A 22,269-nucleotide genomic window follows, 5' to 3' on the forward strand; every position below is an offset into this window, starting at 1 on the left:
AAAGTGCAAGGGAGTTGCAAATAATGCAATAAATTGCCAAAGTTTTTTCTCAGAAAATGCCGAGATTTTTCTTGATGTGCTTCATTCTCTATCTAATACAGCCCCAAACTTTTTACTGTTTAAATAAATTTCCAAAGGCTTAGGCAGGCCGTAATCTTTCAAATGCGTCGGCTTTATCCAAATGCCGTCTGAAGGGCTTTCAGACGGCATTTGCCCTTCAAACGGCGTAATCATCAGCAGCCGGTGCGTCAGGCGGTGGGTCAGGGCGGTTTGTTCGTCCATATCTGCCATGGTCAGGGAGAATTTGGCAGCAAAGTCGGAAAGCCCGTTCAAACTTTCAAAACACGGTACGCAATACAGACCGCCCCAAATGCCTTTGGCGGGGCGTTTCTCCAATAAGATTGCGCCGTCTTGGTTGCGGACAATCAGCCAATAAAGCGGCAGGGTTTGTACCTCGGGGGAGTTTTTTTTGCGCGGCAGCTCGGCGGTGCGGTTTTGCTTTTTTGCTTCGCAGATGTCTGCCATCGGGCATTGGTGGCACAAGGGTTTCGTCCGTTTGCACACGGTCGCGCCCAAATCCATCAAGCCCTGCGTGTAGGCGGGCATATCGGCGTTTTCAGACGGCATCAGACTTTCGGCAAGCGTCCAGAGCGAGTTTTCAAATTTTTTGTCCTGCGGATTGCCGTCGCGGGCGAACACGCGGCAGAGTACGCGTTTGACGTTGCCGTCCAAAATGGTTTCGCGACGGTTGAAGGAAAAGGCGCAAATAGCGGCGGCGGTGCTTCTGCCTACGCCGCAGAGGGTTTCCAAGTCTTTGCGCGCCGCCGGAAACGTGCCGTCGAATTGTTCGACGACTTGTTGCGCGGCTTTGTGCAGATTGCGCGCGCGGCTGTAATAGCCCAAGCCCGCCCACAGCGATAACACTTCGTCTTGCGGCGCGGCTGCAAGCGTCTGAACGGTCGGGAATTTTTCTAAGAAACGCGGATAGTAGTCCAATACGGTGGCGACCTGCGTTTGCTGGAGCATGATTTCGGAAAGCCAGACGCAATAAGGGTTTTTGATCTGCCAAGGGAGGTGGTGGCGACCGTGTTGTTTTTGCCAGCGGATGAGCCGTTCGGAGAAGGGGATGGGTGTGTTCATTAATATCAATCTATGGTTTTATTTATATTTAAAACAGTATGTTATTGTATAAAATTGTGAAAGTAATTCTTATTGACATACAGATTATAGGGGTATATAACTCATATAAAGAGACTTTATTGCGGTATTGAAATTATTTATCAACAAGCAAGGAGTATCAGCATGAAAGCAATGGTTTATCACGGCGCAAACGACATCCGTTTTGAAGAAAAACCTCGTCCGCAGATTATCGATCCGACCGATGCGGTGGTGAAAATCGTCAAAACCACGATTTGCGGTACCGACTTGGGTATTTGGAAAGGTAAAAACTCCGAAGTCGCCGACGGTCGCATTCTCGGTCATGAGGGCATTGGTATTGTAGAAGAAGTTGGCGATGCTGTAAAAAACATTAAAGTCGGTGATAAAGTCATTATTTCATGCGTCAGCAAATGCTGCACTTGCGACAACTGCAAAATCCAACTTTATTCACACTGCCGCAACGGCGGTTGGATCTTGGGTTATATGATTGACGGTACTCAGGCCGAATACGTCCGTACGCCTTATGCCGACAACAGCTTCATGCCGCTGCCCGACAACGTCAACGAAGAAGTCGCCCTGCTGTTGAGCGACGCTTTGCCGACCGCCCACGAAATCGGCGTGCAATACGGCGATGTGAAACCCGGAGACACCGTCTTTATCGCAGGCGCAGGCCCTGTCGGTATGTCCGCCTTGCTGACTGCGCAACTGTACAGCCCTGCTGCCATCATCGTTTGCGATATGGACGAAAACCGCTTGAAACTGGCGAAAGAACTGGGCGCGACCCATACTGTCAGCCCTGCTTCCGGCGACGTATCCAAACAAGTCTTTGCTATCGTCGGCGAAGACGGCGTAGATTGCGCGATTGAAGCCGTCGGTATCCCGGCTACATGGAATATGTGTCAAGACATCGTCAAACCGGGCGGTCATATCGCTGTGGTTGGTGTACACGGTCAATCCGTTGATTTCAAACTGGAAAAACTATGGATTAAAAACCTTGCCATCACAACCGGTTTGGTAAACGCCAATACCACTGAAATGCTGATGAAGGCAATTTCCAGCAGCTCCGTCGATTACACCAAAATGTTGACCCACCATTTCAAATTCAGCGAATTGGAAAAAGCCTACGACGTGTTTAAACACGCCGCCGAAAACCAAGCGATGAAAGTGGTTTTGGAAGCGGATTAATCGGCGTTGAATCAGTTGTTTTTTAAGCGGATGCCGTCTGAACGTGTTTCAGACGGCATTTTTTCAGCCATGTAGTATAGGCTGTCCGGCCGCTGTATTTGTCGAATAGATTGACCGTTATTTTTATTATGCGGAAGGCGGATGGGCATTTTAGGGGTGCTATGTCGGAGTGGTGCTGCCGTGTATGCCGACTGCGCCGCCAAGCGGCAAAATGCCGTCTGAAACGGGAAAGGTTTTTCAGACGGCATTTTTACGATGCGAATCAGGCTTTGGGTTTTAACGCCGCCGCTTCTTTGGCAAGGCGGGTGATGGTGTCCCAGTCTTTGTTTTTAACGGCTTCTTTCGGGGTCAGCCATGAGCCGCCGACGCACAGGACGTTGGGCAGTGCCAAGTAATCGGGCGCGGTGGCGAGGCTGATGCCGCCGGTCGGGCAGAAGCACACGTCGGCATAAGGACCGTAGAGGGCTTTGAGCATGGCCTTGCCGCCGACGACTTCGGCGGGGAAGAGTTTGAGGGTGTCGATACCGTGTTCCAAAGCCAGTTGGACTTCGCCCGGAGTGGCTACGCCCGGAATCAGGGGGATGCCGCTGTTGTGGCTGGCTTTGGCGAGGGATTCGTGCAAACCCGGGCTGATGGCGAAAACCGCGCCTGCGTCTTCGACGGCTTTGAGCTGTTCGGGGTTGGTAACCGTACCTGCGCCGACGATGGCGTTGGGCACTTCTTTGGCAATCAGGCGGATGGCGTCGAGGCCGACGGGGGTGCGCAGGGTGATTTCGAGGGTGGGGATGCCGCCTTCGACAAGGGCGTGGGACAAATCGACGGCGGTGCTTAAGTCGTCAATCGCCATCACAGGCACAACTGCGCCGGCGGTCAGGATTTCGCGTGGGGTCAGTTTGGACATTTCAGTTCTCCAAGTGGGATAGGGGCATTTTTGTTGAGGTCAAACAGGAAGGGGCTAGGTTTTCAGACGGCCTTTTTGAAAAATGGGGGGAGTTGCTTATTCGCGGGCAAAGCCCACGCTGCGTTTGATCCGTTTAAACAGCTTTTATAATTTTTCAGACGACCTTCTATTCACGAAGGCCGTCTGAAAAGGGTTTAGGCAAATTCGCCGCCGAAGCTCATGGCACCGGTTTCTGCGCTGCTGGTCATGCTGCGGAAGTTGGCGAAGAGTTCGCGGCCGCAGCCTTGTTGGTTTGCGCTCAAGTCGATGTGTTCGACTTCGCGGGCGTTCCATTCGGCTTCATCAATCAGGACGTTGAGTTCGCCGGTAACGGAGTCGAAGCGGATCAGGTCGCCGGTACGGATTTTGGCGATGTTGCCGCCCATCAGGGCTTCGGGAGTCATATGGATGGACGCGGGCACTTTGCCGGATGCGCCGGACATACGACCGTCGGTCAGCAGCGCTACTTTGAAGCCGCGGTCTTGCAGGATGCCCAAAGGCGGGGTCAGTTTGTGCAACTCGGGCATACCGTTGGCGCGCGGGCCTTGGTAGCGGACGACACAGACAAAATCGCGTTCCAACTCGCCGCGCTCAAACGCAGCCAACACTTCGCGTTGGTCGTTGAACACGATGGCGGGCGCTTCGATGATGCGGCAGCCTTCGCGCACGGCGGACACTTTAATCACGCCGCGACCGATGTTGCCTTTCATCAGGCGCAGGCCGCCGTCTGGGGAGAACGGGTTGTCAGCTTTGCGCAGGATGTCGTCGTTGCCGCTGGTTTCGGGGGCTTCGCGCCATTCGAGTTTGCCGTCGATGAGGAAAGGCTCTTTGGTGTAGTGGCGCATACCGTGTCCGACAACGGTATCGACATCGTCGTGCAACAGGCCTGCGTCCAGCAATTCGCGGATAACGAAAGGCAGGCCGCCGGCAGCGGTGAAGTGGTTCACGTCGGCTTTGCCGTTGGGGTACACGCGGATGAGCAATGGGATGATGGAAGAAATTTCGTCGAAGTCGTCCCAGTTCAAAATCACGCCTGCGGCACGCGCCATAGCGACGAGGTGCATGGTGTGGTTGGTTGAGCCGCCGGTCGCCATCAAACCGATCAGGGCGTTGATGAAGGATTTTTCGGTCAACATTTCGCCCAAAGGTTTAATCGTGCCGTTTTTGATGCCGCGCGCGAGGTGTCCGGCGGCGTAGCGGGTCAGGGCCTCGCGCAGGTCGGTGTAAGGGTGGACGAAGGCGGCGGCAGGCAGGTGTACGCCCATCATTTCCATCATCATTTGGTTGGAGTTTGCCGTGCCGTAGAAAGTGCAGGTGCCGGGGCTGTGGTAGGAACCCATTTCGCTTTTCAAAAGTTCGTCGCGGCCGACTTTGCCTTCGGCGAAAAGCTGGCGGGTGCGGGCTTTTTCTTTATTGCCGATACCGCTGGACATCGGGCCTGCGGGGACGAAGATGCCCGGAATATGACCGAACGAAAGCGCGCCAATCATCAAACCCGGTACGATTTTGTCGCACACGCCCATAAACAGGCTGCCGTCGAACATTTGGTGCGACAGGCCGATGGCGGTACTCATGGCGATGACGTCGCGGGAGAACAGCGACAATTCCATACCGGCGTAGCCTTGCGTGATGCCGTCGCACATGGCGGGCGTGCCGCCGGCGACTTGCGCGGTCGCACCGTTTTTCTGCGCTTCGTCTTTAATTTGGTCGGGGAAGTCTTTAAACGGCTGGTGTGCGGAAACCATGTCGTTGTAGGCGGTGATGATGCCTAAGTTGGGGACGGTTTCCTGAAGCATTTCGATTTTGATGCTTTTAGGCATGGCAGCATAGCCGTGCGCCAAGTTGGAGCAGCCGAGCTGGTTGCGCTCTAAGCGTCCCATTTGTTTGGCACTGCGGATTTTCGTCAGATATTTTTCACGCGTCGGACGGCTGCGTTCGATAATGCGCCCGGTAATTTCGGCGAGTTTGGGGTGGGTAGGAGTAGTGTTCACGGTCGGTCTCCTGTCGGAACGGGGTGGTATTGGGGATTTGTTTGTGCGTTTCTGATTTTTGTATCGGGTATTCAGACGGGGAGTGTTTTAAAAGATATGCCGTCTGAAAGTGGGAAGCGGGTGCTATTATAGTACAAAATTTGTAATTTTGTTACAAAAAAATCAGGCATTGAAAAGAAATTTGATTTAAATCGCAGAATCTTCCGATTGTTGTAACGGAATAGGGGAAACCTGCCCGATTTTTGGACTAAGTCAAATAAATTGTAAAAATGGGAATAGACAAAAAGTGTAGCGGTGTGTAGTATTACTACTCATTATGCCGCCTGCCTTTGTTTCCGATATTGCGATGCAGCGTGATGGGAAAAGCAGGTTTCAGACGGCATCGAAAAATTCTTTCCTGACGAGATAATACGATGAGTACACAAACAAATTTTGATTTGGTGTTGTTCGGTGCGACCGGCGATTTGGCGATGCGCAAGCTGTTGCCCTGCCTGTATCAGGCGCACGTGGCCGGTCTGCTTCATCCCGAAGGGCGTATTTTGGGGGTCAGCCGCAGCGAGTTGGATACAGAAGGTTTTCTGGCGAAGGTGGAAACCAGTTCCAAAATCCATGTGAAAGAAAATTTTTCCGATGAGGCTTGGGCATCGTTTGTCGAACGTCTCGCATATCTCAAAGTCGATGTTACGCAGCCGGACGATTTTGCCGCTTTGGGCGATTTGGTCAAAGCGCGCAAAGAAACCGACAACGTCGTCATTTATCTGTCCACCGCGCCCAAATTCTTCGCGCAAGCCTGCGAGAACCTTGCTGCGATCGGTTTGAATGCCGACAATGTGCGCGTGGTTTTGGAAAAACCGCTGGGTACGGATTTGGCTTCTTCCCAACAAATCAATACCGATGTGGCGCGTTATTTCAAAGAAAGGCAAATCTACCGCATCGACCACTACTTAGGCAAAGAAAGCCTGCAAAACCTGCTGGCGCTGCGTTTTGCTAACGTGATGTTCGAGCCGTTGTGGAACAACAAATACATCGAAAGCGTACAACTGACCATCGCCGAACAGCTCGGCGTGGAAGAGCGCGGCGAGTTTTACGACATTACCGGCGCGTTGCGCGATATGGTGCAAAACCATTTGATGCAGATGCTGTGCATGACTGCGATGGAAGCCCCCGCCAGTTTGGATGCCGACGCGGTGCGCGACGAAAAAGTCAAAGTCATCAAGTCATTGAAGCCGCTGACCGTCGAATCTGTCAATGAAAATGTCGTGTGCGGACAATATACCGCTGCCAAAGGCATGAACGGCTATCTTGAGGAAATCAACGTTCCGCAAGACAGCTTTACCGAAACCTACGTCGCCATTAAAGCCGAAATCGAAAACGAACGCTGGAAGGGCGTTCCCTTCTACCTGCGTACCGGCAAGCGCATGGCGGGCAAAGTGGCGGAAATCGTTTTGAACTTCAAAGATTTGAACAGCCATATTTTTGAAGGCAGCCGCACCGCGCCCAACCGGCTCGTTATCGAGTTGCAACCGCATGAATCCGTGCGCCTCTATACGCAGATGAAAACCCCGGGTGCTGGCAATAAGGTCGAAACCGTGCCGCTGGCAACCGATTTGGGCAAAGCATTGGAAGGCCGCCGCGCGGAAGCTTACGAACGCCTGCTGTTGGATGTGATTAACGGCAAACTCGCTTTGTTCAACCGCCGCGACGAACTCGAAGCCGCTTGGGAATATGTGATGCCGATTTTGGAAAACTGGGCAGGCAATACCACGCCGCCGCACGGTTACGGCGCACACTCTTGGGGGCCCGAAGCCGCCCGCGAACTGTTGGCGCGCGACGGACACAAGTGGCACGAAGAGCAGTAATGCAATAATACGTTCAGACGGCATGGGATTTGAAATGCCGTCTGAACGCAAGTAAAGCAGTAAAAAGCAGTCCCGATATTTGGTATCAAAAGCATAAACAACTGTTCGGCCGGCATATTGCTCAACCCGTTTCCATAACGGAATATGCTGTCTGAAATAAAAAAAGGACACAAATATGTTTGTTTGGCACGAATACGAAAATGCGGCAGAAGCGGCGCAGTCTTTGGCTGACGCAGTGGCGGATGCTTTGCAGGGCGCGCTGGATGAAAAAGGCAGTGCGGTGTTGGCAGTCTCCGGCGGACGTTCGCCGATTGCGTTTTTCAACGCCTTGTCGCAAAAAGATTTGGACTGGAGCAAAGTGGGCGTTACTTTGGTTGACGAGCGCGTCGTGCCGACAGACCACGCCGACAGCAATACCGGTCTGGTGCGCGAATACCTGTTGAAGAACAAGGCGGAAGCGGCAATGTGGATTCCTATGGTGGAAGACGGAAAAACTGAAACCGAATTACATCCCGATGCTGTTGTCGATTATGCACTGAAACATTACAAACAGCCCGATGTTTTGGTTTTGGGTATGGGAAACGACGGGCATACGGCTTCGATTTTCCCGAAAGCTCCGCAGTTTCAGACGGCAATCGACGGTTCGGCAGGTGTCGCGCTGGTGCATACCACGCCCGTTACCGCGCCGCACGAGCGCGTCAGTATGACCTTGGATGCGATTGCCCATACGGGGCATGTGTTTTTGGCGATACGGGGCGAAGAGAAAAAAGCCGTGTTCGATCAAGCCGCACAAGGCGAAAACCGCGAATATCCGATCAGCTTCGTATTGAGCCGCCAAGGAGTGAACTGCCATGTCTTCTACGCCGAATAAACAAGCCGGATATCCCCGACTGGTCGCCGACATTGGCGGTACGAATGCACGCTTTGCTTTGGAAACCGCGCCGCGCGTCATCGAAAAAACCGCCGTGCTTCCGTGTAAGGACTACGATACGGTTACCGATGCGGTGCGTGCCTATCTGAACCAAAGCGGTGCAACAGCCGTACGGCACGCGGCATTTGCCATCGCCAACCCGATTTTGGGTGACTGGGTGCAGATGACCAACCACCATTGGGCGTTTTCCATCGAAACCACCCGTCAGACTTTGGGGCTGGATACCCTCATCCTTTTGAACGACTTTACCGCACAGGCATTGGCGGTAACGCAGACTTCAAGCAAAGACCTGATGCAGGTAGGCGGGCAAAAGCCTGTCGAATTTGCCCCCAAAGCCGTTATCGGTCCCGGTACCGGCTTGGGCGTGAGCGGATTGGTGCACAGCCCCGCAGGCTGGGTGGCTTTGGCGGGCGAGGGCGGGCATACCAGTTTCCCGCCGTTTGACGATATGGAAGTGCTGATTTGGCAGTACGCCAAAAACAAATACGGCCATGTTTCCGCCGAACGCTTTTTGAGCGGCGCGGGCTTGAGCTTGGTTTACGAGGCTTTGGCTGCAAAACAGAAAGCCAAACCCGCCAAACTGATGCCGTCTGAAATCACGGAAAAGGCTTTGAGCGGCACGTCGCCTTTGTGCCGTCAGACTTTGGACATCTTCTGCGCCATGCTCGGCACGGTTGCTTCCAACCTCGCCCTGACGCTGGGCGCGCGCGGCGGCGTGTACCTGTGCGGCGGCATTATTCCCCGCGTGTTGGAATACTTCAAAACTTCCCCGTTCCGCAGCCGTTTCGAGAACAAGGGCAGGTTTGAAGCATATCTTGCCGCGATTCCCGTGTATGTCGTCTTGAGCGAGTTTCCCGGAATTTCCGGTGCGGCTGTGGCTCTCGACAACCATTTGAGAAACGTTTAACCACAGCGGCTCCTTGCAGCGGGGCTGCATTATCGAAGGGCATATCATTATGTTAAGCAAAATCAGCGAATCACTGGCAAACCTTTCCGGTGCGGAACGCAAAGTCGCCGAATGTGCATTGGCGGAACCCAAATGGTTCGTCCATGCCGCCGTTGCCGAAATTGCCGAACGTGCGTCCGTCAGCCAGCCGACCGTCATCCGATTCTGCCGCAGCTTGGGTTATAAAGGGCTGCCCGAGTTCAAGCTCGCGTTGTCCGCCAGTATCGGTCATGAGGGTATGCCCTATGTCCACGAAGAACTCAACGCCGACGACGATATGGCAAGCGTGGTCGAGAAAGTATTGGGCAATGCCGCAGCCTCGCTGTTGGGCGAACGCCGCTTCCTGAAAGAGTCAGAGCTGGAAAACGCCATTGCCACGCTGATGCACGCCCGCCGCGTCGAGTTTTACGGTGTCGGCAATTCCGGTATCGTCGCGCAGGACGCGCAGCACAAGTTTTTCCGTTTCGGCATGTCCACGGTCGCCTATGTCGATACGCACACGCAGCTGATGGCGGCATCCGTTTTGAGCGATCAGGATGTTTTGGTTGCCATTTCCAACACGGGTTCGTCTATCGAACTTTTGGATGCGGTCAGCATCGCCAAAGAAAACGGCGCGTCCGTCATCGCGCTGACCCGCAACGATTCGCCTCTGGCGCAACTTGCCGACTGCGTGTTGAGCGTTGCCACACAGGAAAATGCCGAACTCTACACGCCCATGGTTTCCCGCCTCTTGCAGCTTGCCGTCATCGATATTCTCGCCATCGGACTTGCCCTGCGCTTGGGCGATGCTGCCAGCCTGCAATTGCAGAAAAGCAAAAAAAGCATACACAACAAGCACATCGATTACGACAAAGATTGACCTTCAGACGGCATCCCGCAAATGCCGTCTGAAATGCCGGACAACGGCCGTCAGCGGCTTGCGGCAGTTTCCGGCAGCCTCTTCATCCCACAACAAAAAACCTCATTCAGGAGCATACAGATGAAACATCTTCACGACTTACCCGCATGGTCGAAATTGTGGAACCACTTTGACGACAGCAAAACATTGCATATGCGCGAAATGTTCGAGCAAGACCCGCAGCGTGCGGAACGCTACTGGCTGCAGGTCGGCGGACTGACGCTGGACTACTCCAAAAACCGCATCAACGACGAAACCATGTCGCTTTTGTTCGAGTTGGCGCGTGAAGCAGGCGTGCCGGAGCGGATGCGGCAGATGTTCCACGGCGAAAAAATCAATACGACGGAAAACCGCGCCGTCCTCCACGTCGCCCTTCGCAACCGCACCAATTCGCCGATTGTGGTTGACGGTGAAGATGTTATGCCCAAAGTCAACCGCGTTTTGCAACGTATGGGCGAATTTGCACACGAAGTCCGCAGCGGAAGCTGGCTGGGCTATACCAACCAAGTGATTACCGACGTTGTCAACATCGGCATCGGCGGATCGGATTTGGGCCCGCTGATGATGTGTACCGCGCTCAAACCTTTCGGTCATCCGCGCCTCAATATGCACTTCGTCTCCAACGTGGACGGCTCGCAACTGCGCGACGTATTGTCCAAAGTCCACCCCGAAACCACGCTGTTCATCATCGCCTCCAAAACATTTACCACGCAGGAAACGCTGACCAACGCGCTGACCGCGCGCGAATGGTTTTTGAATCATGCGGGCGACGAAGAAGCCGTTGCCAAACACTTCGCCGCCGTTTCCACCAATCAAAAAGCCGTCGCCGAATTCGGCATCGACACCGCCAATATGTTTGAATTTTGGGATTGGGTCGGCGGTCGGTACAGCCTGTGGTCCGCCATCGGATTGCCGATTATGCTGTATCTCGGCGAAGAAAACTTCATCGAAATGCTCAACGGCGCGCACCTGATGGACCAACACTTCATCAACACACCGCTCGAGCGCAACCTGCCCGTCATCCTCGCCCTCATCGGCATCTGGTATATCAACTACTACGGCGGCGGCAGCCACGTCATCGCGCCTTACGACCAACACCTTCACCGCCTGCCCAAATTCATCCAGCAGCTCGATATGGAGAGCAACGGCAAACAGGTTACATTGGACGGCAAAGCAGTCGGACACGAAACCTCGCCGATTATCTGGGGCGAAACGGGCATCAACGGCCAGCACGCCTTCTTCCAACTGCTGCACCAAGGCACGCACATTACCCCCATCGACCTGATTGCCTCACTTGAAAAACGCAGCAACCTGCCCGGACACCACGAAATCCTGCTTGCCAACGTCTTTGCACAAGCAGAAGCCTTTATGCGCGGCAAAACCCCCGACGAAGTCCGCGCCGAACTCAAAGCGCAGGGTATGGATGAGGCGCGTATCGAAGAGCTGGTTCCGCACAAAACCTTCTCCGGCAACCGCCCGACCAACCTCATCCTGATGGATAAGGTCAACCCCCGCAATATGGGCAGCCTGATTGCCATGTACGAACACAAAACCTTCGTACAAGGCATTATTTGGGGCATCAACAGCTTCGACCAGTGGGGCGTGGAACTCGGCAAACAACTGGCTAAAACCATTTTGGGTGAACTGACCGGCGAAACCGTGCCGCAAAAGCACGACAGCTCGACCGAACGTCTGATCAACCTCTACCTGCAAACCAACCGCAAATTATAAACCCCGGGGCAAAATGCCGTCTGAAAGGTGTTCAGACGGCATTTTGCACGATACGGGTTTGAAAACGGGTCAAAGGCATCCCGCAATCCCGTATAATGCGCCGCACCATTTCAGACATTCACAGCCATACATCCCGCATCCGCCGTGTGTGGGAATATACGGGCAGACCGACAGTCCGTTTGGACGGAAAAGGAAATCCGATGAAAAAGAACTTACCCGCACTGGCATTGGCAAGTATGCTGATTTTGTCGGGCTGCGACCGTTTGGGAATAGGCAACCTGTTTTCCGAAAATGAAGTTTCCTGCGGAAGCGAAGAGGCTAAAGAGATTTTGGTCAAACTCGTCCGCGAAAATGTCGAGGGTGAAACCGTCAAAACCTTTGATGACGACGCATTCAAAGACCAGGCATTTGCCGACATCGGCATATCGCATATCCGCAGCATGGTCGAACGTTTGGGGATAACCGTCGATGAAGTCCGAACCACCGAAAAAACCGACACGTCCAGCAAACTCAAATGTGAAGCCACGTTAAAACTGGACGTGCCCGACGATGTTGTCGGTTATGCCGTAGCCGCCAACCAATCCATAGGTAACAGCTATAAGAAAACGCCCGACTTTTTTGAACGCTACTACCGCAAAGAAGGCGCGTATTACGTCAAAACTATTTCTTACAGCGTCCAGCCGACAGACGACAAAAGCAAAATTTTTGCCGAACTGAATCAGGCACACGATATCATCCATCCGCTCAGCGAGCTGGTGTCTATGGCACTGATTAAAGAGCCGTTGGACAAAGCGAAACAAAGGAACGAAGAACTTGAAGCGGCAGAAGCCGCCGCGCAGGAAGCGAGGGAGGCAGAAGAAGCGGCGGCGCAGGAGGCATTGAGCCAAGAACAGGAGGCAGCCCGCGTATCAGAATGGGAGGAACGCTACAAATTGTCGCGCAGTGAGTTTGAACAATTTTGGAAAGGTCTGCCGCAAACCGTCCAAAACAAGCTGCAAGCCCCACAGAAAACATGGAAAAGCGGGATGGATAAAATCTGTGCCAGCAATGCGAAAGCCGAAAGTGAAACGCCAAACGGCATAAAAATCAGTGAACTGGCATGCAAAACGGCGGAAACCGAAGCACGCTTGGAAGAGCTGCACAACCGCAAGAAAGCAGTGATTGACGAAATTATCAGGGAAGCAGATAAAAAAGAAAGGACTGCCAAGGCGGCATTGGATGGTGCGGTTCAGGCATTGCCCGCCGATATTGCCGAAACCATTATGCCCGAGTACCGCAACTGGCAAAATGGTTTGAATGCCAAATGCGCCGATGGCGACGAATACGGTTTGGCGCAATCTGACTGCCGTACCAGAGAAATCAATGCGAAAACCAAGGAAATCCAAGGGTATCTGATCAACTGACCTTCGATTTGAAGATGCCGTCTGAAATGCTTTTGCGTTTCAGACGGCATTTTTGCTACTGGCCTTTTGGATGACGGCTTTGTTTATTCTGTAAAAAACGTATGCGCTCCAAGGTAGTTTTTGGCGTAAAACGGTGTGGAGAGTTTTTCGGTTTTGATGGTTTTGCCGCTGCTGGGGGCATGGATGAATTCGCCGTTGCCGATGTAGAGTCCGACGTGTGAGTAGCGGTGTGCGCCGCCGGTGTTGAAGAATACGAGGTCGCCCGCTTTGAGGCGGCTGTCGGGGATTTTGCGGCTGGCTGCCGCCATGTCGCGGGCGGTGCGGGGAAGGTTGACGTTAAGGGCGTTTTTGTAAACGAATTGAATCATGCCGCTGCAATCGAAGCCGGTTGCGGTGCTGCTTCCGCCCCATTTGTAGGGCGTGCCGATGAGTCCGAGGCTGTGGAGCATGAGTTCCTGCGAGCCTTGTGTGTGGTCGATGTGGCTGATGCGGACGGCTTGGATTTGCCGGACTGTCTGTTTGGGTTTCGGTTGGCGGTGTTTGCCGGAGGTCGTGCCGCATGAGGCGAGGAGCAGTGCGCTGAGACAGAGGAAAAGGGTTTTGTCGAGGGGAAACATGGTTTTTCCTTTGCGGGTTCGGATATGCCGTCTGAAGGTGTTTCAGACGGCATTTCTATAATAAACCTTCTATGGGCAGCAGGGATAGGATTTTTGCGGCGATGCGTTTCCAAAGTTTGGCTTCGGGTTCGTTCGGGTAGGTTTTTCGGGTGGCGGGATCGTGCCATTGCAGGCGGTTGTGCCTGTCGAGGGTAACGCGGTAGGCGTATTCGGGTGTGGTATCGGCAAGGGTGCGCTCCATCTGTTCTGCGATTTTGGGGCTTTCGATGACGACGCCCATTTCAGTATTGAGCCGTGCGGAACGGGGGTCGAGGTTGAATGAGCCGATGAAGATGCGTTTGCCGTCCACAATGAAGGTTTTGGCATGCAGGCTGGTTACGGAGCTGCCGGTCAGGCCTTTGTCTTTTGTGGCGGGGACGGCATGGTTGGGTTGCAGCTCGTAGAGTTTGATGCCGGCTTTGAGCAGCGGTTTTCGGTATTTGACGTAGCCGGAATGGACGGCGGCAACGTCGGTTGCCTGCAGCGAGTTGGTCAGGACGGTAACGTCTATGCCGTCCTGCACCAGTTTTGCCAGTGCGTCTGTGCCAGATTTTGTAGGGACGAAATAGGGTGAAACCAGATAGACGCTTTTTTCGGGCTGTTTGAGCGCGTCTTGCAGCCGCCCTGCAATCGGCGGTTTGCGGCTGTCTCGGTCCAGCCCTTTGTCGGGATCGTCGCTGATTAGGCGGGTTTGGACGCTTTGCCAGTCAATCTGCCGGTTTTGTATTTTTTTGTAGAGTGGGGATTGTTCGATGGTTTCACGGTAACGGAGGAGTGCTTGTCTGGCGGTTTCATCGTCGTAGCCGAGTTCTTGAAGTCCGTGTGGAATATCTCCGCGACGGATGATATGCGTGGCATTGTAGGCGGAATGGCTTGCCCAGTAGCGGTCGAAGTCGTGCGATACTTCGCCGACGACGCTGCCGGTAGCGAGGATGTCCAGATCGGCGAAAACGGTGTCTTCACCGACTTTGAAGTATTCGTCGCCGATATTGCGTCCGCCGAGTATGGTGGCGCGGTTGTCGGCGGTAAAGGATTTGTTGTGCATGCGGCGGTTGAGGCGGGGGAAGTCGGTCAAATAGCCCAATGCGCGCCATTTGCGGAAAACGAAGGGGTTGAACAGGCGCACTTCGATATTGGGGTGGCTGTCGAGGGCGAGCAGGAGGTCGTCCAAGCCGCGCGTGTTGTTGTCGTCCAGCAGCAGGCGCACGCGCACGCCGCGTTCTGCGGCAAGGTACATGAGGTTGAACAGCAGCCGGCCGGAAATGTCGTTGCGCCAGATATAGTATTGCAAATCAAGGCTGTGTTCGGCGGACTCAATGAGGGCTGCGCGCGCGGCAAAGGCTTCGTGGGGATCGTTCAGCAGATAGATATCGGATAGCCCGTTGTTATGAGGGGTGTGCCGGATTTGCAGGATGTTGTCCAGGCGGACGGGTTTGGAAGTATTGAAATGGCGGCTTTCCGTCCGTTCTTCCAGCGGGGGCAGCCATGAAGAACATGAACAGAGAAGGAGACATAAAAGGGAAATGAGGCTGCGTGTTTTCATCGGGATAGGGTTTCAGACGGCATTGCCTGTATTTTGGGGTTGGCGCGCATGGAAGTGCGACATCATAATCCAAACGTTGAAACGGGTAAAAGTTTTGCGTGCGGACCGCTTCAGGACGGTGTGTTCCGTGTCAGGTTGGTGCCGTCTGAAACGTGCAGACGCTTGAAAACCAGCGATGATGCAAGGGTAATGCCGCCGATACTGAACAGGGTCATACGGAAGGCGGAATGCATACCTGAAGAAGCCGGTATCAGAAATGTCCAGTTTTTAAGGATTAATGCGCCGGCAACAATGCCCATGCTGATGGCAAGCTGTTGGTTGACCGCCATCAGGCTGTTGCCGCTGCCGGTCTGTTGCGGGCGCAAATCGGCGAGGGTCAGCGTATTCATCGCGGAAAACTGAAAAGAGTTGCACGCGCCGATTGCCAGCGAAAGCAAAATCCAAACCCATAACGGAGCGTCCTTTCCGGGCAGCGCCAGCAGGATAATCAAAGCGGCGAGCAGTTTGGTATTCCAAAGCAGCAGCGCACGGTAGCCGAAACGCCTCATCAGCGGCGCAATCAGCGGTTTGACCAGCAGCGAAGACAGGGCGACGGGTGCAACCAGTCGGCCCGACAGGCTTGCACTAAAACCAAAAGCGATTTGAAACATCAACGGCATCAGGAAGGGGATCGAACTGATGCCGATACGGCTGAACAGGTTGCCCGCCAGTCCCAAACGGAAGGTGCGTATCAGGAACAAATCGGCGGAATAAATCGGTTTGGACGCGGTTTTCATATGTCGGAAATAACGGCGTGCAAACAGCAGTCCGCCGCACAGCGGCAACAGTGCAAAATACGGAGGCAGCGCGTGCGACAGGCTTTCTGCAGCAAGCAGCAGCAGGCAGGCGGCAGCGGAAAAGGTCAGATAGCCTTTGAAATCCAAAGCGGTATCGTTGCCTTTGACATCGGACATGATGTTGCGTCCCAATATGAAACCCAGCAGACCGATGGGCAGGTTGAGCAGGAAAATCCAGTGCCACGAAGCGTATTCGGCAAGATAGCCGCCCGCCACAGGCCCTAAAACCGGCCCGATCAATGCGGGCATAACCGCATAATTGATGGCGTTGAGCAGCTTCGATTTTTCATACGCGCGCAGGATGGTCAGGCGCGGTATCGGAACCAGCATCGAACCGCCGATGCCCTGAACGACACGGGAAAGCGTCAATTCAAACAGCGAACCCGATGCGGCGCACAATGCCGATCCGAGCATAAAAACGGCAATCGAACCAAAAAAGACTTTTTTCGTTCCGAACCTGTCCGCCAAATAACCGCTCAAAGGCATCAGCAGGGCAACAGTCAGCGTATAGGCAACGACTGCCAGTTGCATATCCGGAGGCGGTTCGTTCAGGTCGGCGGCAATTTCGGGCAGTGCGGTATTTAAAATGGTCGCATCCAACATCTGCATAAAAATGGCAATTGCCAGCAGAAGCGGCAGCCAAGGGGATGGTGCGCGGGCGGATAGGGTATTTTTTTCCATAGGGCGATTGTACCCCATTCTCACGCCGCGACCGCTTCCAAATGCCGTCTGAACGGCGGGAAGGCGCAAACCTTACACGTTTACAAATAAATGAAACGCCATTTTATTATAATGATTACTATTATCAAAAATAGGCGAAACAAGGCAGGGCAAGCATCAGCGCGGGAAGCCGCAAGGAAAATCAGATTATTTTTTAAAATTACACTTGACCCGCAACAGTCAATTACTTAAAGTAGCCGCTTAACTTCCGACAGAAAAACGGGCATCCCCGTTAACGAAAAAAATGAGCGCAACCATTCCCCCAAAAATCATCCGATACGACAGTAATCCGACCGATGTCTATTTTTTCGGCACCTGCGTCCTCGATCTCTTTATGCCCGAAGCCGGTATGGATGCCATTACCCTAATCGAGCAGCAGGGCATACGCGTCCATTTCCCGATGGCGCAAAGCTGCTGCGGCCAGCCCGCCTACTCTTCCGGACATCCGGACGAGGCGTTTGATGTCGCCAAGGCGCAACTCGACCTTTTCCCCGAAAACTGGCCGATTGTCGTACCGTCCGGCTCGTGCGGCGGTATGATGAAGCACCATTGGCCCACCCTGTTCAAAAACACAGAATACGAATCCAAAGCGGTTGATTGCGCCGGCCGCATCATCGAGTTTACCCATTTCCTGCTTGCCATCGGTTTCAAACCCGAAGACAAGGGCGAACCGGTCAAAGTCGCCGTTCACACTTCCTGCGCCGCACGCCGTGAGATGAATGTCCATCTCTCGGGCTGGCAGTTGATTGACGGTATGGAAAACGTTGAACGTATCGTCCACGACCACGAAAGCGAATGTTGCGGCTTCGGCGGCACATTCTCCGTCAAACAAGCCGATATTTCCGGCGCGATGGTAACCGACAAAGTCGCCGCGCTGAAAGAAACCGGTGCGACCGAAATCATCAGCGCGGATTGCGGCTGTATGATGAACATCGGCGGCAAAATCGCCAAGGACGAGCCGGATATGCCGCGTCCGAAACATATCGCATCCTTCTTGTTGGAACGCACCGGAGGCAAAGTATGAGCGCGCGCGAAAATATTTTGGCAAAACTGAAAAAAGCCGATGCCTTGCCGATGGAAGAGCCTGCAGTTTTCGATTATTACCGAGAAAAGGGTGTTTCCTGGGACAGCGAAGCCGAGCGTTTGAAATATTGGGCTGCCGCAATGCGTGCGGTCAAAACCGAAATCTATTGGGTAACGAAAAGCAATTGGATGCAAGTTTTCCGCGAAGCGGCAGAAGGCAAGGGTTTGAAAAACATCCTTCTGCCTCTCGCAACCGAGCACGGGCAACTGGCGCGTGCCGCGCTGGCAGGCAGCAATATCGAACCGATTGCCTTCGAGCGCGAAATCGATACTTGGAAAACCGAGTTTTTCGCAAACATCGATGCAGGCTTCAGCGGCGCACAATGCGGTATCGCCCGCACCGGCACGCTGATGCTGTTTTCCAGCCCCGAAGAACCGCGCACCTTGAGCCTCGTTCCGCCCGTGCATTTCTGCCTGTTCGATACGTCCAAGATGTACAACGAGTTTCATAACGCCGTCGAAGGTGAAAAACTGGTGGAAAACGGTATGCCGACCAATGTATTCCTGATTTCCGGCCCGTCCAAAACCGCAGACATCCAACTGACGCTTGCTTACGGCGCACACGGGCCGCGTGATTTGGTCATCCTCGCCATCCTGCCCGACCACATTTCCCCTGCCAATTTGGAGGAAAACGCATGACTACGCAAACCATCAAGTTCCACATGAAGCCGGAAACTTTCAAACAAAACGCTGCAATTTCCCTTCAAGACAAGCCTTTGCGTAAAAGTCTGCGTACCGCGATGGATATGCTGATGACCAAACGCAAAGCCGTTTTGACCGACGAAGAAGAGCTGCAAAGCCTGCGCGATTTGTGCGAACACATCCGTCAGCGTTCCCTGTCCAAATTGCCCGCGCTGTTGGAGCAATTGGAAGAAAACCTGACCAAGCTGGGCGTGAAAGTACACTGGGCGGAAACCCCTGCCGAAGCCTGCCAAATTATCCACGACATCATCACAGCCAAAAACGGCAAGCTGATGGTCAAAGGCAAATCGATGGTCAGCGAAGAAATCGAGCTGAACCATTATCTTGAAGCAAAAGGCATTAAAGCGGTGGAAAGCGACTTGGGCGAGTTCATCGTCCAAATGGCAGGCGAAAAACCGACCCATATCGTGATGCCTGCTATCCACAAAACCAAAGAACAGGTTAGCGAACTTTTCCACCAAAACCTCGGTACGCCGCTGACAGACGATGTAGACCAACTGACCGGCTTTGCCCGCAAAGCCCTGCGCGATATTTACAGCACTGCCGATGTCGGCTTGAGCGGCGTAAACTTTGCCGTTGCCGAAACGGGCACGCTGTGTTTGGTCGAAAACGAAGGCAACGGTCGCTTGAGTACCACCGTACCGCCCGTGCATATCGCCATTACCGGCATTGAAAAAGTAGTTGCCAAGCTGTCGGATATTCCACCCCTGTACAGTCTGCTGCCGCGCTCCGCCATCGGTCAGAACATCACAACCTATTTCAATATGATTACCGGTCCGCGCCGTAGCGAAGAGCTGGACGGTCCTCAAGAAATGCACTTGGTCCTGCTCGACAACGGCCGCAGCCAAGCCTATGCCGAAGACCAAATGCGCCGTACCTTGCAATGTATCCGTTGTGGCGCGTGTATGAACCATTGTCCGGTTTATACCCGTATCGGTGGCGCGGCATACGGTACCACCTACCCCGGCCCGATTGGCGAAATTATTTCTCCGCACTTGTTGGGTCTGGATGCCACCCGCGACCTGCCAACCGCCTGTACCATGTGCGGCGCGTGCGTGGAAGTCTGCCCGGTACGCATCCCGATTACCGAACAAATGCAGCGTTTGCGCGTTGAAGCGCAACGTTCGCCGACCGAAACCGTGCCGCACCCCATCCGAGGGCAAGGCGCATCGCATACCTTCGGCGAACAAATGGCGTGGCGCACATTCAACGGTATTTTCAGCGGCAGCAAAACCTACCGCGCCTTCGGTTGGGCAGCCACCAAGTTCCGCAACCTGACCCCTCGCAAACAGTTGGGTTGGACGCAAAACCGCGTACCGATGAAACCGGCGAAGAAAACCCTGCACGAACTGATGGCGGAAAAAATGCGCCAAAAAGAAAAAGCATAAGCGATTGTGTATGAAATGCCGTCTGAAATCTTTTCAGACGGCATTTGCTTGGTTATTCGGCTTTGAATCTTGGGTCGGCTTCCGACAGCCGTAGGGCGGCATTGCCATGCCGCCGTTCAAACCCTTGCATTCGCACCTCCAACAGTTTCAGTGCGGCGGCTTTGATGGCTTCAAAAGACAAATCCACCGCTTTTTCCTTCAACAGGCTGCGGATGCACCGCCAAGCCGTATCGCTGCGGATGGAAGCGAGAAACTTATGCCTCGCCCACGTCAGGCAGATGCCGTAACAGGCAAACCCATTGCCCGGCTGTTCGCGGTTGCATTTGCCCGCAATCAGTTCGTCCTGTATCAAGAGCCACAGATGATATGCGGCTGCTTCCTTTGTCCAACTTTCGATACAGGTGGAAACGAGCCAGCGGTCGGGGTTGGGTTCATTTTCCAATTTGGTCAGGATATGGCGTATCAAATTCCAGTCGCGTTTCGCTTTTTATCCTTGAAGATGTTTTAAAGGCTGTCTGAAACGGTTTCAGACGGCCTTTTGGTTATGCGGATTTTAATCCCGGGTCTGCTTCCGGAGCGGTTTTCAAATCGGACTTGTACGGTTTGACCCACTCGGACTTTTCAGCCGCCTCAAGTATCCATTCGCACACACGGACAAATCCGCAATCGAAAATACGCTGCCCACAACTCGCTCTGCATCTGCTCGGCTGCCTCCCTGTCAATTCCAGCCGACAGATAGTCGAACAATTCGGACGGGGCGGTTTTCCTACTTAAAAATACTTTTATTTCTCGGCTGACATACAGTTCAGACGGCATGACCTACTCCGATATTTTTATCAATAAGCAGACTTTATCCCGCTGTTCTTGCGGCAATGATAACACATACCGCAACAATGTCTTTGCAGTATTATCCCACCACCCGGTTGATTTCATACCAGCATATATAGGCGCAATTCATACGGGTGAGCGAATACATGGGGGGAACTGCAACAGGGTGCGTGTTTGCGGATAGCTTGTGTAAGCACAAAAGTGTGTAACAGCCTGATAATTGGCTGGAAGCTTGCAGCTTTTTGCATTGCCGATTTGTCGGCAGTAATGTTGGCTTTGGCATTTTCTTCTGTTTTAAGGTAACTTGTGGCAAGCTTCCCCCATAAATGATGAGAATTCAGGTATAGCTCGTCGTATCCGAGGCAACAAAAAAGCCTTGAAACTGTTTAATTTCAAGGCTTTATGCGTATTACAGGATACTGCTGAAAATAGGGTATGGTGGAGGCGGGGGGAATCGAACCCCCGTCCGAAAGTCCTCTACAAAGCGTTCTACATACTTAGTTGTGTCTATTTGAAAATCTTATTTCCATCATGCCGACCAACAGGCCTTCAGGAAACCAGTTACCTTAAGTCTTATTTCCTGCCAAGTAACCCGGAAGGAAACCAGTCAATGTAAGATGACGTTGCGGTGGCTTTCGCCACACAGCCCATTGACCAACTGCTGCAACGGCTAGCCTTAAGCGGCTAAAGCGTAAGTTTCGTCGTTTGCGACTATTTGAATTCAGTGTTTTACGGGAATCTGAGACCCCGGTATGCCCGCATCTGCTTCGCAACCCCCGTCGAAACCAAGGTCGCCCCCAGAAATGGTTTGCAAATTATACGGATATTGTGCGGCGCTGCCAAGTCTGTCGGAGAAATTTGTCAGTCTTGCTGCCTTAATTTGCGTTTGAGCAGGATGCGGACGCAGCCGTCGTTGCCTTCCCGCGGTTCGACATAGGCAAGTACCTCTGGGTGCTGCATCAGCCAGTTGCGGGTCATGTTTTTGAGTACGGGTGTATAGCCTTTGGAACCTAATCCGCTGCCGTGGATGATTTCTCCGCATACACCGCGTTTTTGGGTGAACTCGATGAATTTGTTGAGGACTTTTTGGGCTTCTTCTTGGGTGTAGCCGTGTAGGTCGACATCGGTAACGACGGGATAGTATCCGTTTTTCAGGCGTTGGATGTCGTTTTTTCCTTGTCCGTTTTTGCTGAAGCTGGCGGGTGGGTCGTTGTATGTGCTGCCGATGTAGAAGTAGTTTTCTTCGTCGGCGCGGTTGTCTTTAGGACGGACTTTGATGGGGGTTTTGTCAGGCGGTGCATAATATTGTTGCCGGTTTTTTAATGGGGAGACTTGTCCGACTGCTTGTGAAAAATCCAAATCCTGTTCTTGTTTTTGCTTGTTTTTTTCGGCTTCCTGTTTTTCTGCCGCTTCTTTTTTGGCCTGTTTGCCCAATTGTTTGAGGATGTTTTGGAAGTCGGTATTCATGTTT

At 53.3% G+C, this 22,269-nt stretch carries 19 protein-coding genes, 1 other RNA gene and 1 pseudogene; 10 read left to right on the forward strand and 11 right to left on the reverse strand.

What is annotated here, in order from left to right; all coding sequences use genetic code 11:
- Positions 1-81: 81 nt before the first annotated feature.
- Positions 82-1,140, reverse strand: coding sequence for an A/G-specific adenine glycosylase (mutY, locus tag Q3O12_RS09415; RefSeq protein WP_301670206.1), 1,059 nt, complete (start codon positions 1,138-1,140; stop codon positions 82-84).
- Between the two features lie 162 nt (positions 1,141-1,302).
- On the opposite strand from mutY, the gene Q3O12_RS09420 reads away from it, so the two are divergent.
- Positions 1,303-2,343, forward strand: coding sequence for a zinc-dependent alcohol dehydrogenase family protein (locus tag Q3O12_RS09420; RefSeq protein WP_301670207.1), 1,041 nt, complete (start codon positions 1,303-1,305; stop codon positions 2,341-2,343).
- A gap of 11 nt (positions 2,344-2,354) precedes the next feature.
- Here Q3O12_RS09420 and Q3O12_RS09425 read toward each other — a convergent pair whose 3' ends face one another.
- The 3 genes from Q3O12_RS09425 to edd all read right to left on the reverse strand — a co-directional run bounded on the left by Q3O12_RS09425 (position 2,355) and on the right by edd (position 5,274).
- The gene (locus Q3O12_RS09425) at positions 2,355-2,591 is read right to left on the reverse strand and encodes a hypothetical protein (protein WP_301670209.1); all 237 of its coding nucleotides are present in this window, start codon (positions 2,589-2,591) and stop codon (positions 2,355-2,357) included.
- 14 nt (positions 2,592-2,605) lie between these two features.
- Positions 2,606-3,244, reverse strand: coding sequence for a bifunctional 4-hydroxy-2-oxoglutarate aldolase/2-dehydro-3-deoxy-phosphogluconate aldolase (locus Q3O12_RS09430; RefSeq protein WP_301670210.1), 639 nt, complete (start codon positions 3,242-3,244; stop codon positions 2,606-2,608).
- Positions 3,245-3,438: 194 nt separating this feature from the next.
- Complete coding sequence (gene edd / locus Q3O12_RS09435) at positions 3,439-5,274, reverse strand: phosphogluconate dehydratase (protein WP_301670211.1); 1,836 nt, start codon at positions 5,272-5,274, stop codon at positions 3,439-3,441.
- A gap of 413 nt (positions 5,275-5,687) precedes the next feature.
- On the opposite strand from edd, the gene zwf reads away from it, so the two are divergent.
- The 6 genes from zwf (at position 5,688) to Q3O12_RS10880 (ending at position 13,042) form a co-directional block, all read left to right on the forward strand.
- Complete coding sequence (gene zwf / locus Q3O12_RS09440) at positions 5,688-7,133, forward strand: glucose-6-phosphate dehydrogenase (RefSeq protein WP_301670212.1); 1,446 nt, start codon at positions 5,688-5,690, stop codon at positions 7,131-7,133.
- A gap of 175 nt (positions 7,134-7,308) precedes the next feature.
- Positions 7,309-8,004 (forward strand): 6-phosphogluconolactonase, encoded by a 696-nt coding sequence (pgl, locus tag Q3O12_RS09445; protein WP_301670213.1) that lies wholly within the window; start codon positions 7,309-7,311, stop codon positions 8,002-8,004.
- Complete coding sequence (locus Q3O12_RS09450) at positions 7,985-8,971, forward strand: glucokinase (protein ID WP_301670214.1); 987 nt, start codon at positions 7,985-7,987, stop codon at positions 8,969-8,971. Before pgl ends, Q3O12_RS09450 begins: the two co-directional genes overlap by 20 nt.
- A gap of 49 nt (positions 8,972-9,020) precedes the next feature.
- Complete coding sequence (gene hexR, locus Q3O12_RS09455) at positions 9,021-9,869, forward strand: DNA-binding transcriptional regulator HexR (RefSeq protein WP_002213148.1); 849 nt, start codon at positions 9,021-9,023, stop codon at positions 9,867-9,869.
- A gap of 120 nt (positions 9,870-9,989) precedes the next feature.
- Positions 9,990-11,639, forward strand: a complete 1,650-nt coding sequence (gene pgi / locus Q3O12_RS09460; protein ID WP_301670233.1) for a glucose-6-phosphate isomerase — start codon at positions 9,990-9,992, stop codon at positions 11,637-11,639.
- A 200-nt stretch (positions 11,640-11,839) separates the two neighbouring features.
- The gene (locus Q3O12_RS10880; protein WP_301670215.1) at positions 11,840-13,042 is read left to right on the forward strand and encodes a DUF1311 domain-containing protein; all 1,203 of its coding nucleotides are present in this window, start codon (positions 11,840-11,842) and stop codon (positions 13,040-13,042) included.
- An 83-nt stretch (positions 13,043-13,125) separates the two neighbouring features.
- Here the strand turns inward: Q3O12_RS10880 and Q3O12_RS09470 are convergent, their stop codons facing one another.
- The 3 genes from Q3O12_RS09470 to Q3O12_RS09480 form a co-directional block, all read right to left on the reverse strand.
- Positions 13,126-13,659, reverse strand: a complete 534-nt coding sequence (locus tag Q3O12_RS09470) for a C40 family peptidase (RefSeq protein ID WP_301670216.1) — start codon at positions 13,657-13,659, stop codon at positions 13,126-13,128.
- Between the two features lie 55 nt (positions 13,660-13,714).
- Positions 13,715-15,241 (reverse strand): phospholipase D family protein, encoded by a 1,527-nt coding sequence (locus tag Q3O12_RS09475; RefSeq protein ID WP_301670217.1) that lies wholly within the window; start codon positions 15,239-15,241, stop codon positions 13,715-13,717.
- A gap of 110 nt (positions 15,242-15,351) precedes the next feature.
- Positions 15,352-16,827, reverse strand: coding sequence for an MDR family MFS transporter (locus Q3O12_RS09480; RefSeq protein ID WP_301670218.1), 1,476 nt, complete (start codon positions 16,825-16,827; stop codon positions 15,352-15,354).
- Positions 16,828-17,041: 214 nt separating this feature from the next.
- On the opposite strand from Q3O12_RS09480, the gene Q3O12_RS09485 reads away from it, so the two are divergent.
- Genes Q3O12_RS09485 through Q3O12_RS09495 form a run of 3 tightly spaced genes read left to right on the forward strand, consistent with a single transcriptional unit; the run spans position 17,042 to position 19,970 of the window.
- On the forward strand, positions 17,042-17,821 hold the full coding sequence (locus Q3O12_RS09485) for a (Fe-S)-binding protein (RefSeq protein ID WP_301670219.1): 780 nt from the start codon (positions 17,042-17,044) through the stop codon (positions 17,819-17,821).
- On the forward strand, positions 17,818-18,519 hold the full coding sequence (locus Q3O12_RS09490) for a LutC/YkgG family protein (RefSeq protein WP_301670220.1): 702 nt from the start codon (positions 17,818-17,820) through the stop codon (positions 18,517-18,519). Before Q3O12_RS09485 ends, Q3O12_RS09490 begins: the two co-directional genes overlap by 4 nt.
- Positions 18,516-19,970, forward strand: coding sequence for a LutB/LldF family L-lactate oxidation iron-sulfur protein (locus Q3O12_RS09495; protein WP_301670221.1), 1,455 nt, complete (start codon positions 18,516-18,518; stop codon positions 19,968-19,970). The genes Q3O12_RS09490 and Q3O12_RS09495 overlap by 4 nt, the downstream gene beginning before the upstream one ends.
- Positions 19,971-20,022: 52 nt before the next feature.
- Here Q3O12_RS09495 and Q3O12_RS09500 read toward each other — a convergent pair.
- The 4 genes and pseudogenes from Q3O12_RS09500 to Q3O12_RS09515 form a co-directional block, all read right to left on the reverse strand.
- Positions 20,023-20,439, reverse strand: a pseudogene (locus Q3O12_RS09500) (DUF2513 domain-containing protein); the annotation flags it as partial.
- A gap of 161 nt (positions 20,440-20,600) precedes the next feature.
- The gene (locus tag Q3O12_RS09505) at positions 20,601-20,786 is read right to left on the reverse strand and encodes a hypothetical protein (RefSeq protein ID WP_234403402.1); all 186 of its coding nucleotides are present in this window, start codon (positions 20,784-20,786) and stop codon (positions 20,601-20,603) included.
- A 448-nt stretch (positions 20,787-21,234) separates the two neighbouring features.
- Positions 21,235-21,597, reverse strand: a transfer-messenger RNA (tmRNA) gene (ssrA, locus tag Q3O12_RS09510).
- Between the two features lie 62 nt (positions 21,598-21,659).
- Entirely contained in the window at positions 21,660-22,265 is a 606-nt protein-coding gene (locus tag Q3O12_RS09515; RefSeq protein ID WP_301670223.1) for a Smr/MutS family protein, read from the reverse strand.
- Between the last annotated feature and the right edge of the window lie 4 nt (positions 22,266-22,269).

It is taken from the genome of Neisseria benedictiae (assembly GCF_958267435.1).
GTDB lineage: Bacteria > Pseudomonadota > Gammaproteobacteria > Burkholderiales > Neisseriaceae > Neisseria > Neisseria bergeri.

Coding starts and splice junctions, on each gene's coding strand:
- mutY (WP_301670206.1), bottom strand. CDS start 1,140: ATGAACACACCCATCCCCTTCTCCGAACGGCTCATCCGCTGGCAAAAA.
- Q3O12_RS09420 (WP_301670207.1), top strand. CDS start 1,303: ATGAAAGCAATGGTTTATCACGGCGCAAACGACATCCGTTTTGAAGAA.
- Q3O12_RS09425 (WP_301670209.1), bottom strand. CDS start 2,591: ATGCCGTCTGAAAAACCTTTCCCGTTTCAGACGGCATTTTGCCGCTTG.
- Q3O12_RS09430 (WP_301670210.1), bottom strand. CDS start 3,244: ATGTCCAAACTGACCCCACGCGAAATCCTGACCGCCGGCGCAGTTGTG.
- zwf (WP_301670212.1), top strand. CDS start 5,688: ATGAGTACACAAACAAATTTTGATTTGGTGTTGTTCGGTGCGACCGGC.
- pgl (WP_301670213.1), top strand. CDS start 7,309: ATGTTTGTTTGGCACGAATACGAAAATGCGGCAGAAGCGGCGCAGTCT.
- Q3O12_RS09450 (WP_301670214.1), top strand. CDS start 7,985: ATGTCTTCTACGCCGAATAAACAAGCCGGATATCCCCGACTGGTCGCC.
- hexR (WP_002213148.1), top strand. CDS start 9,021: ATGTTAAGCAAAATCAGCGAATCACTGGCAAACCTTTCCGGTGCGGAA.
- pgi (WP_301670233.1), top strand. CDS start 9,990: ATGAAACATCTTCACGACTTACCCGCATGGTCGAAATTGTGGAACCAC.
- Q3O12_RS10880 (WP_301670215.1), top strand. CDS start 11,840: ATGAAAAAGAACTTACCCGCACTGGCATTGGCAAGTATGCTGATTTTG.
- Q3O12_RS09470 (WP_301670216.1), bottom strand. CDS start 13,659: ATGTTTCCCCTCGACAAAACCCTTTTCCTCTGTCTCAGCGCACTGCTC.
- Q3O12_RS09475 (WP_301670217.1), bottom strand. CDS start 15,241: ATGAAAACACGCAGCCTCATTTCCCTTTTATGTCTCCTTCTCTGTTCA.
- Q3O12_RS09485 (WP_301670219.1), top strand. CDS start 17,042: ATGAGCGCAACCATTCCCCCAAAAATCATCCGATACGACAGTAATCCG.
- Q3O12_RS09490 (WP_301670220.1), top strand. CDS start 17,818: ATGAGCGCGCGCGAAAATATTTTGGCAAAACTGAAAAAAGCCGATGCC.
- Q3O12_RS09495 (WP_301670221.1), top strand. CDS start 18,516: ATGACTACGCAAACCATCAAGTTCCACATGAAGCCGGAAACTTTCAAA.
- Q3O12_RS09505 (WP_234403402.1), bottom strand. CDS start 20,786: ATGCCGTCTGAACTGTATGTCAGCCGAGAAATAAAAGTATTTTTAAGT.
- Q3O12_RS09515 (WP_301670223.1), bottom strand. CDS start 22,265: ATGAATACCGACTTCCAAAACATCCTCAAACAATTGGGCAAACAGGCC.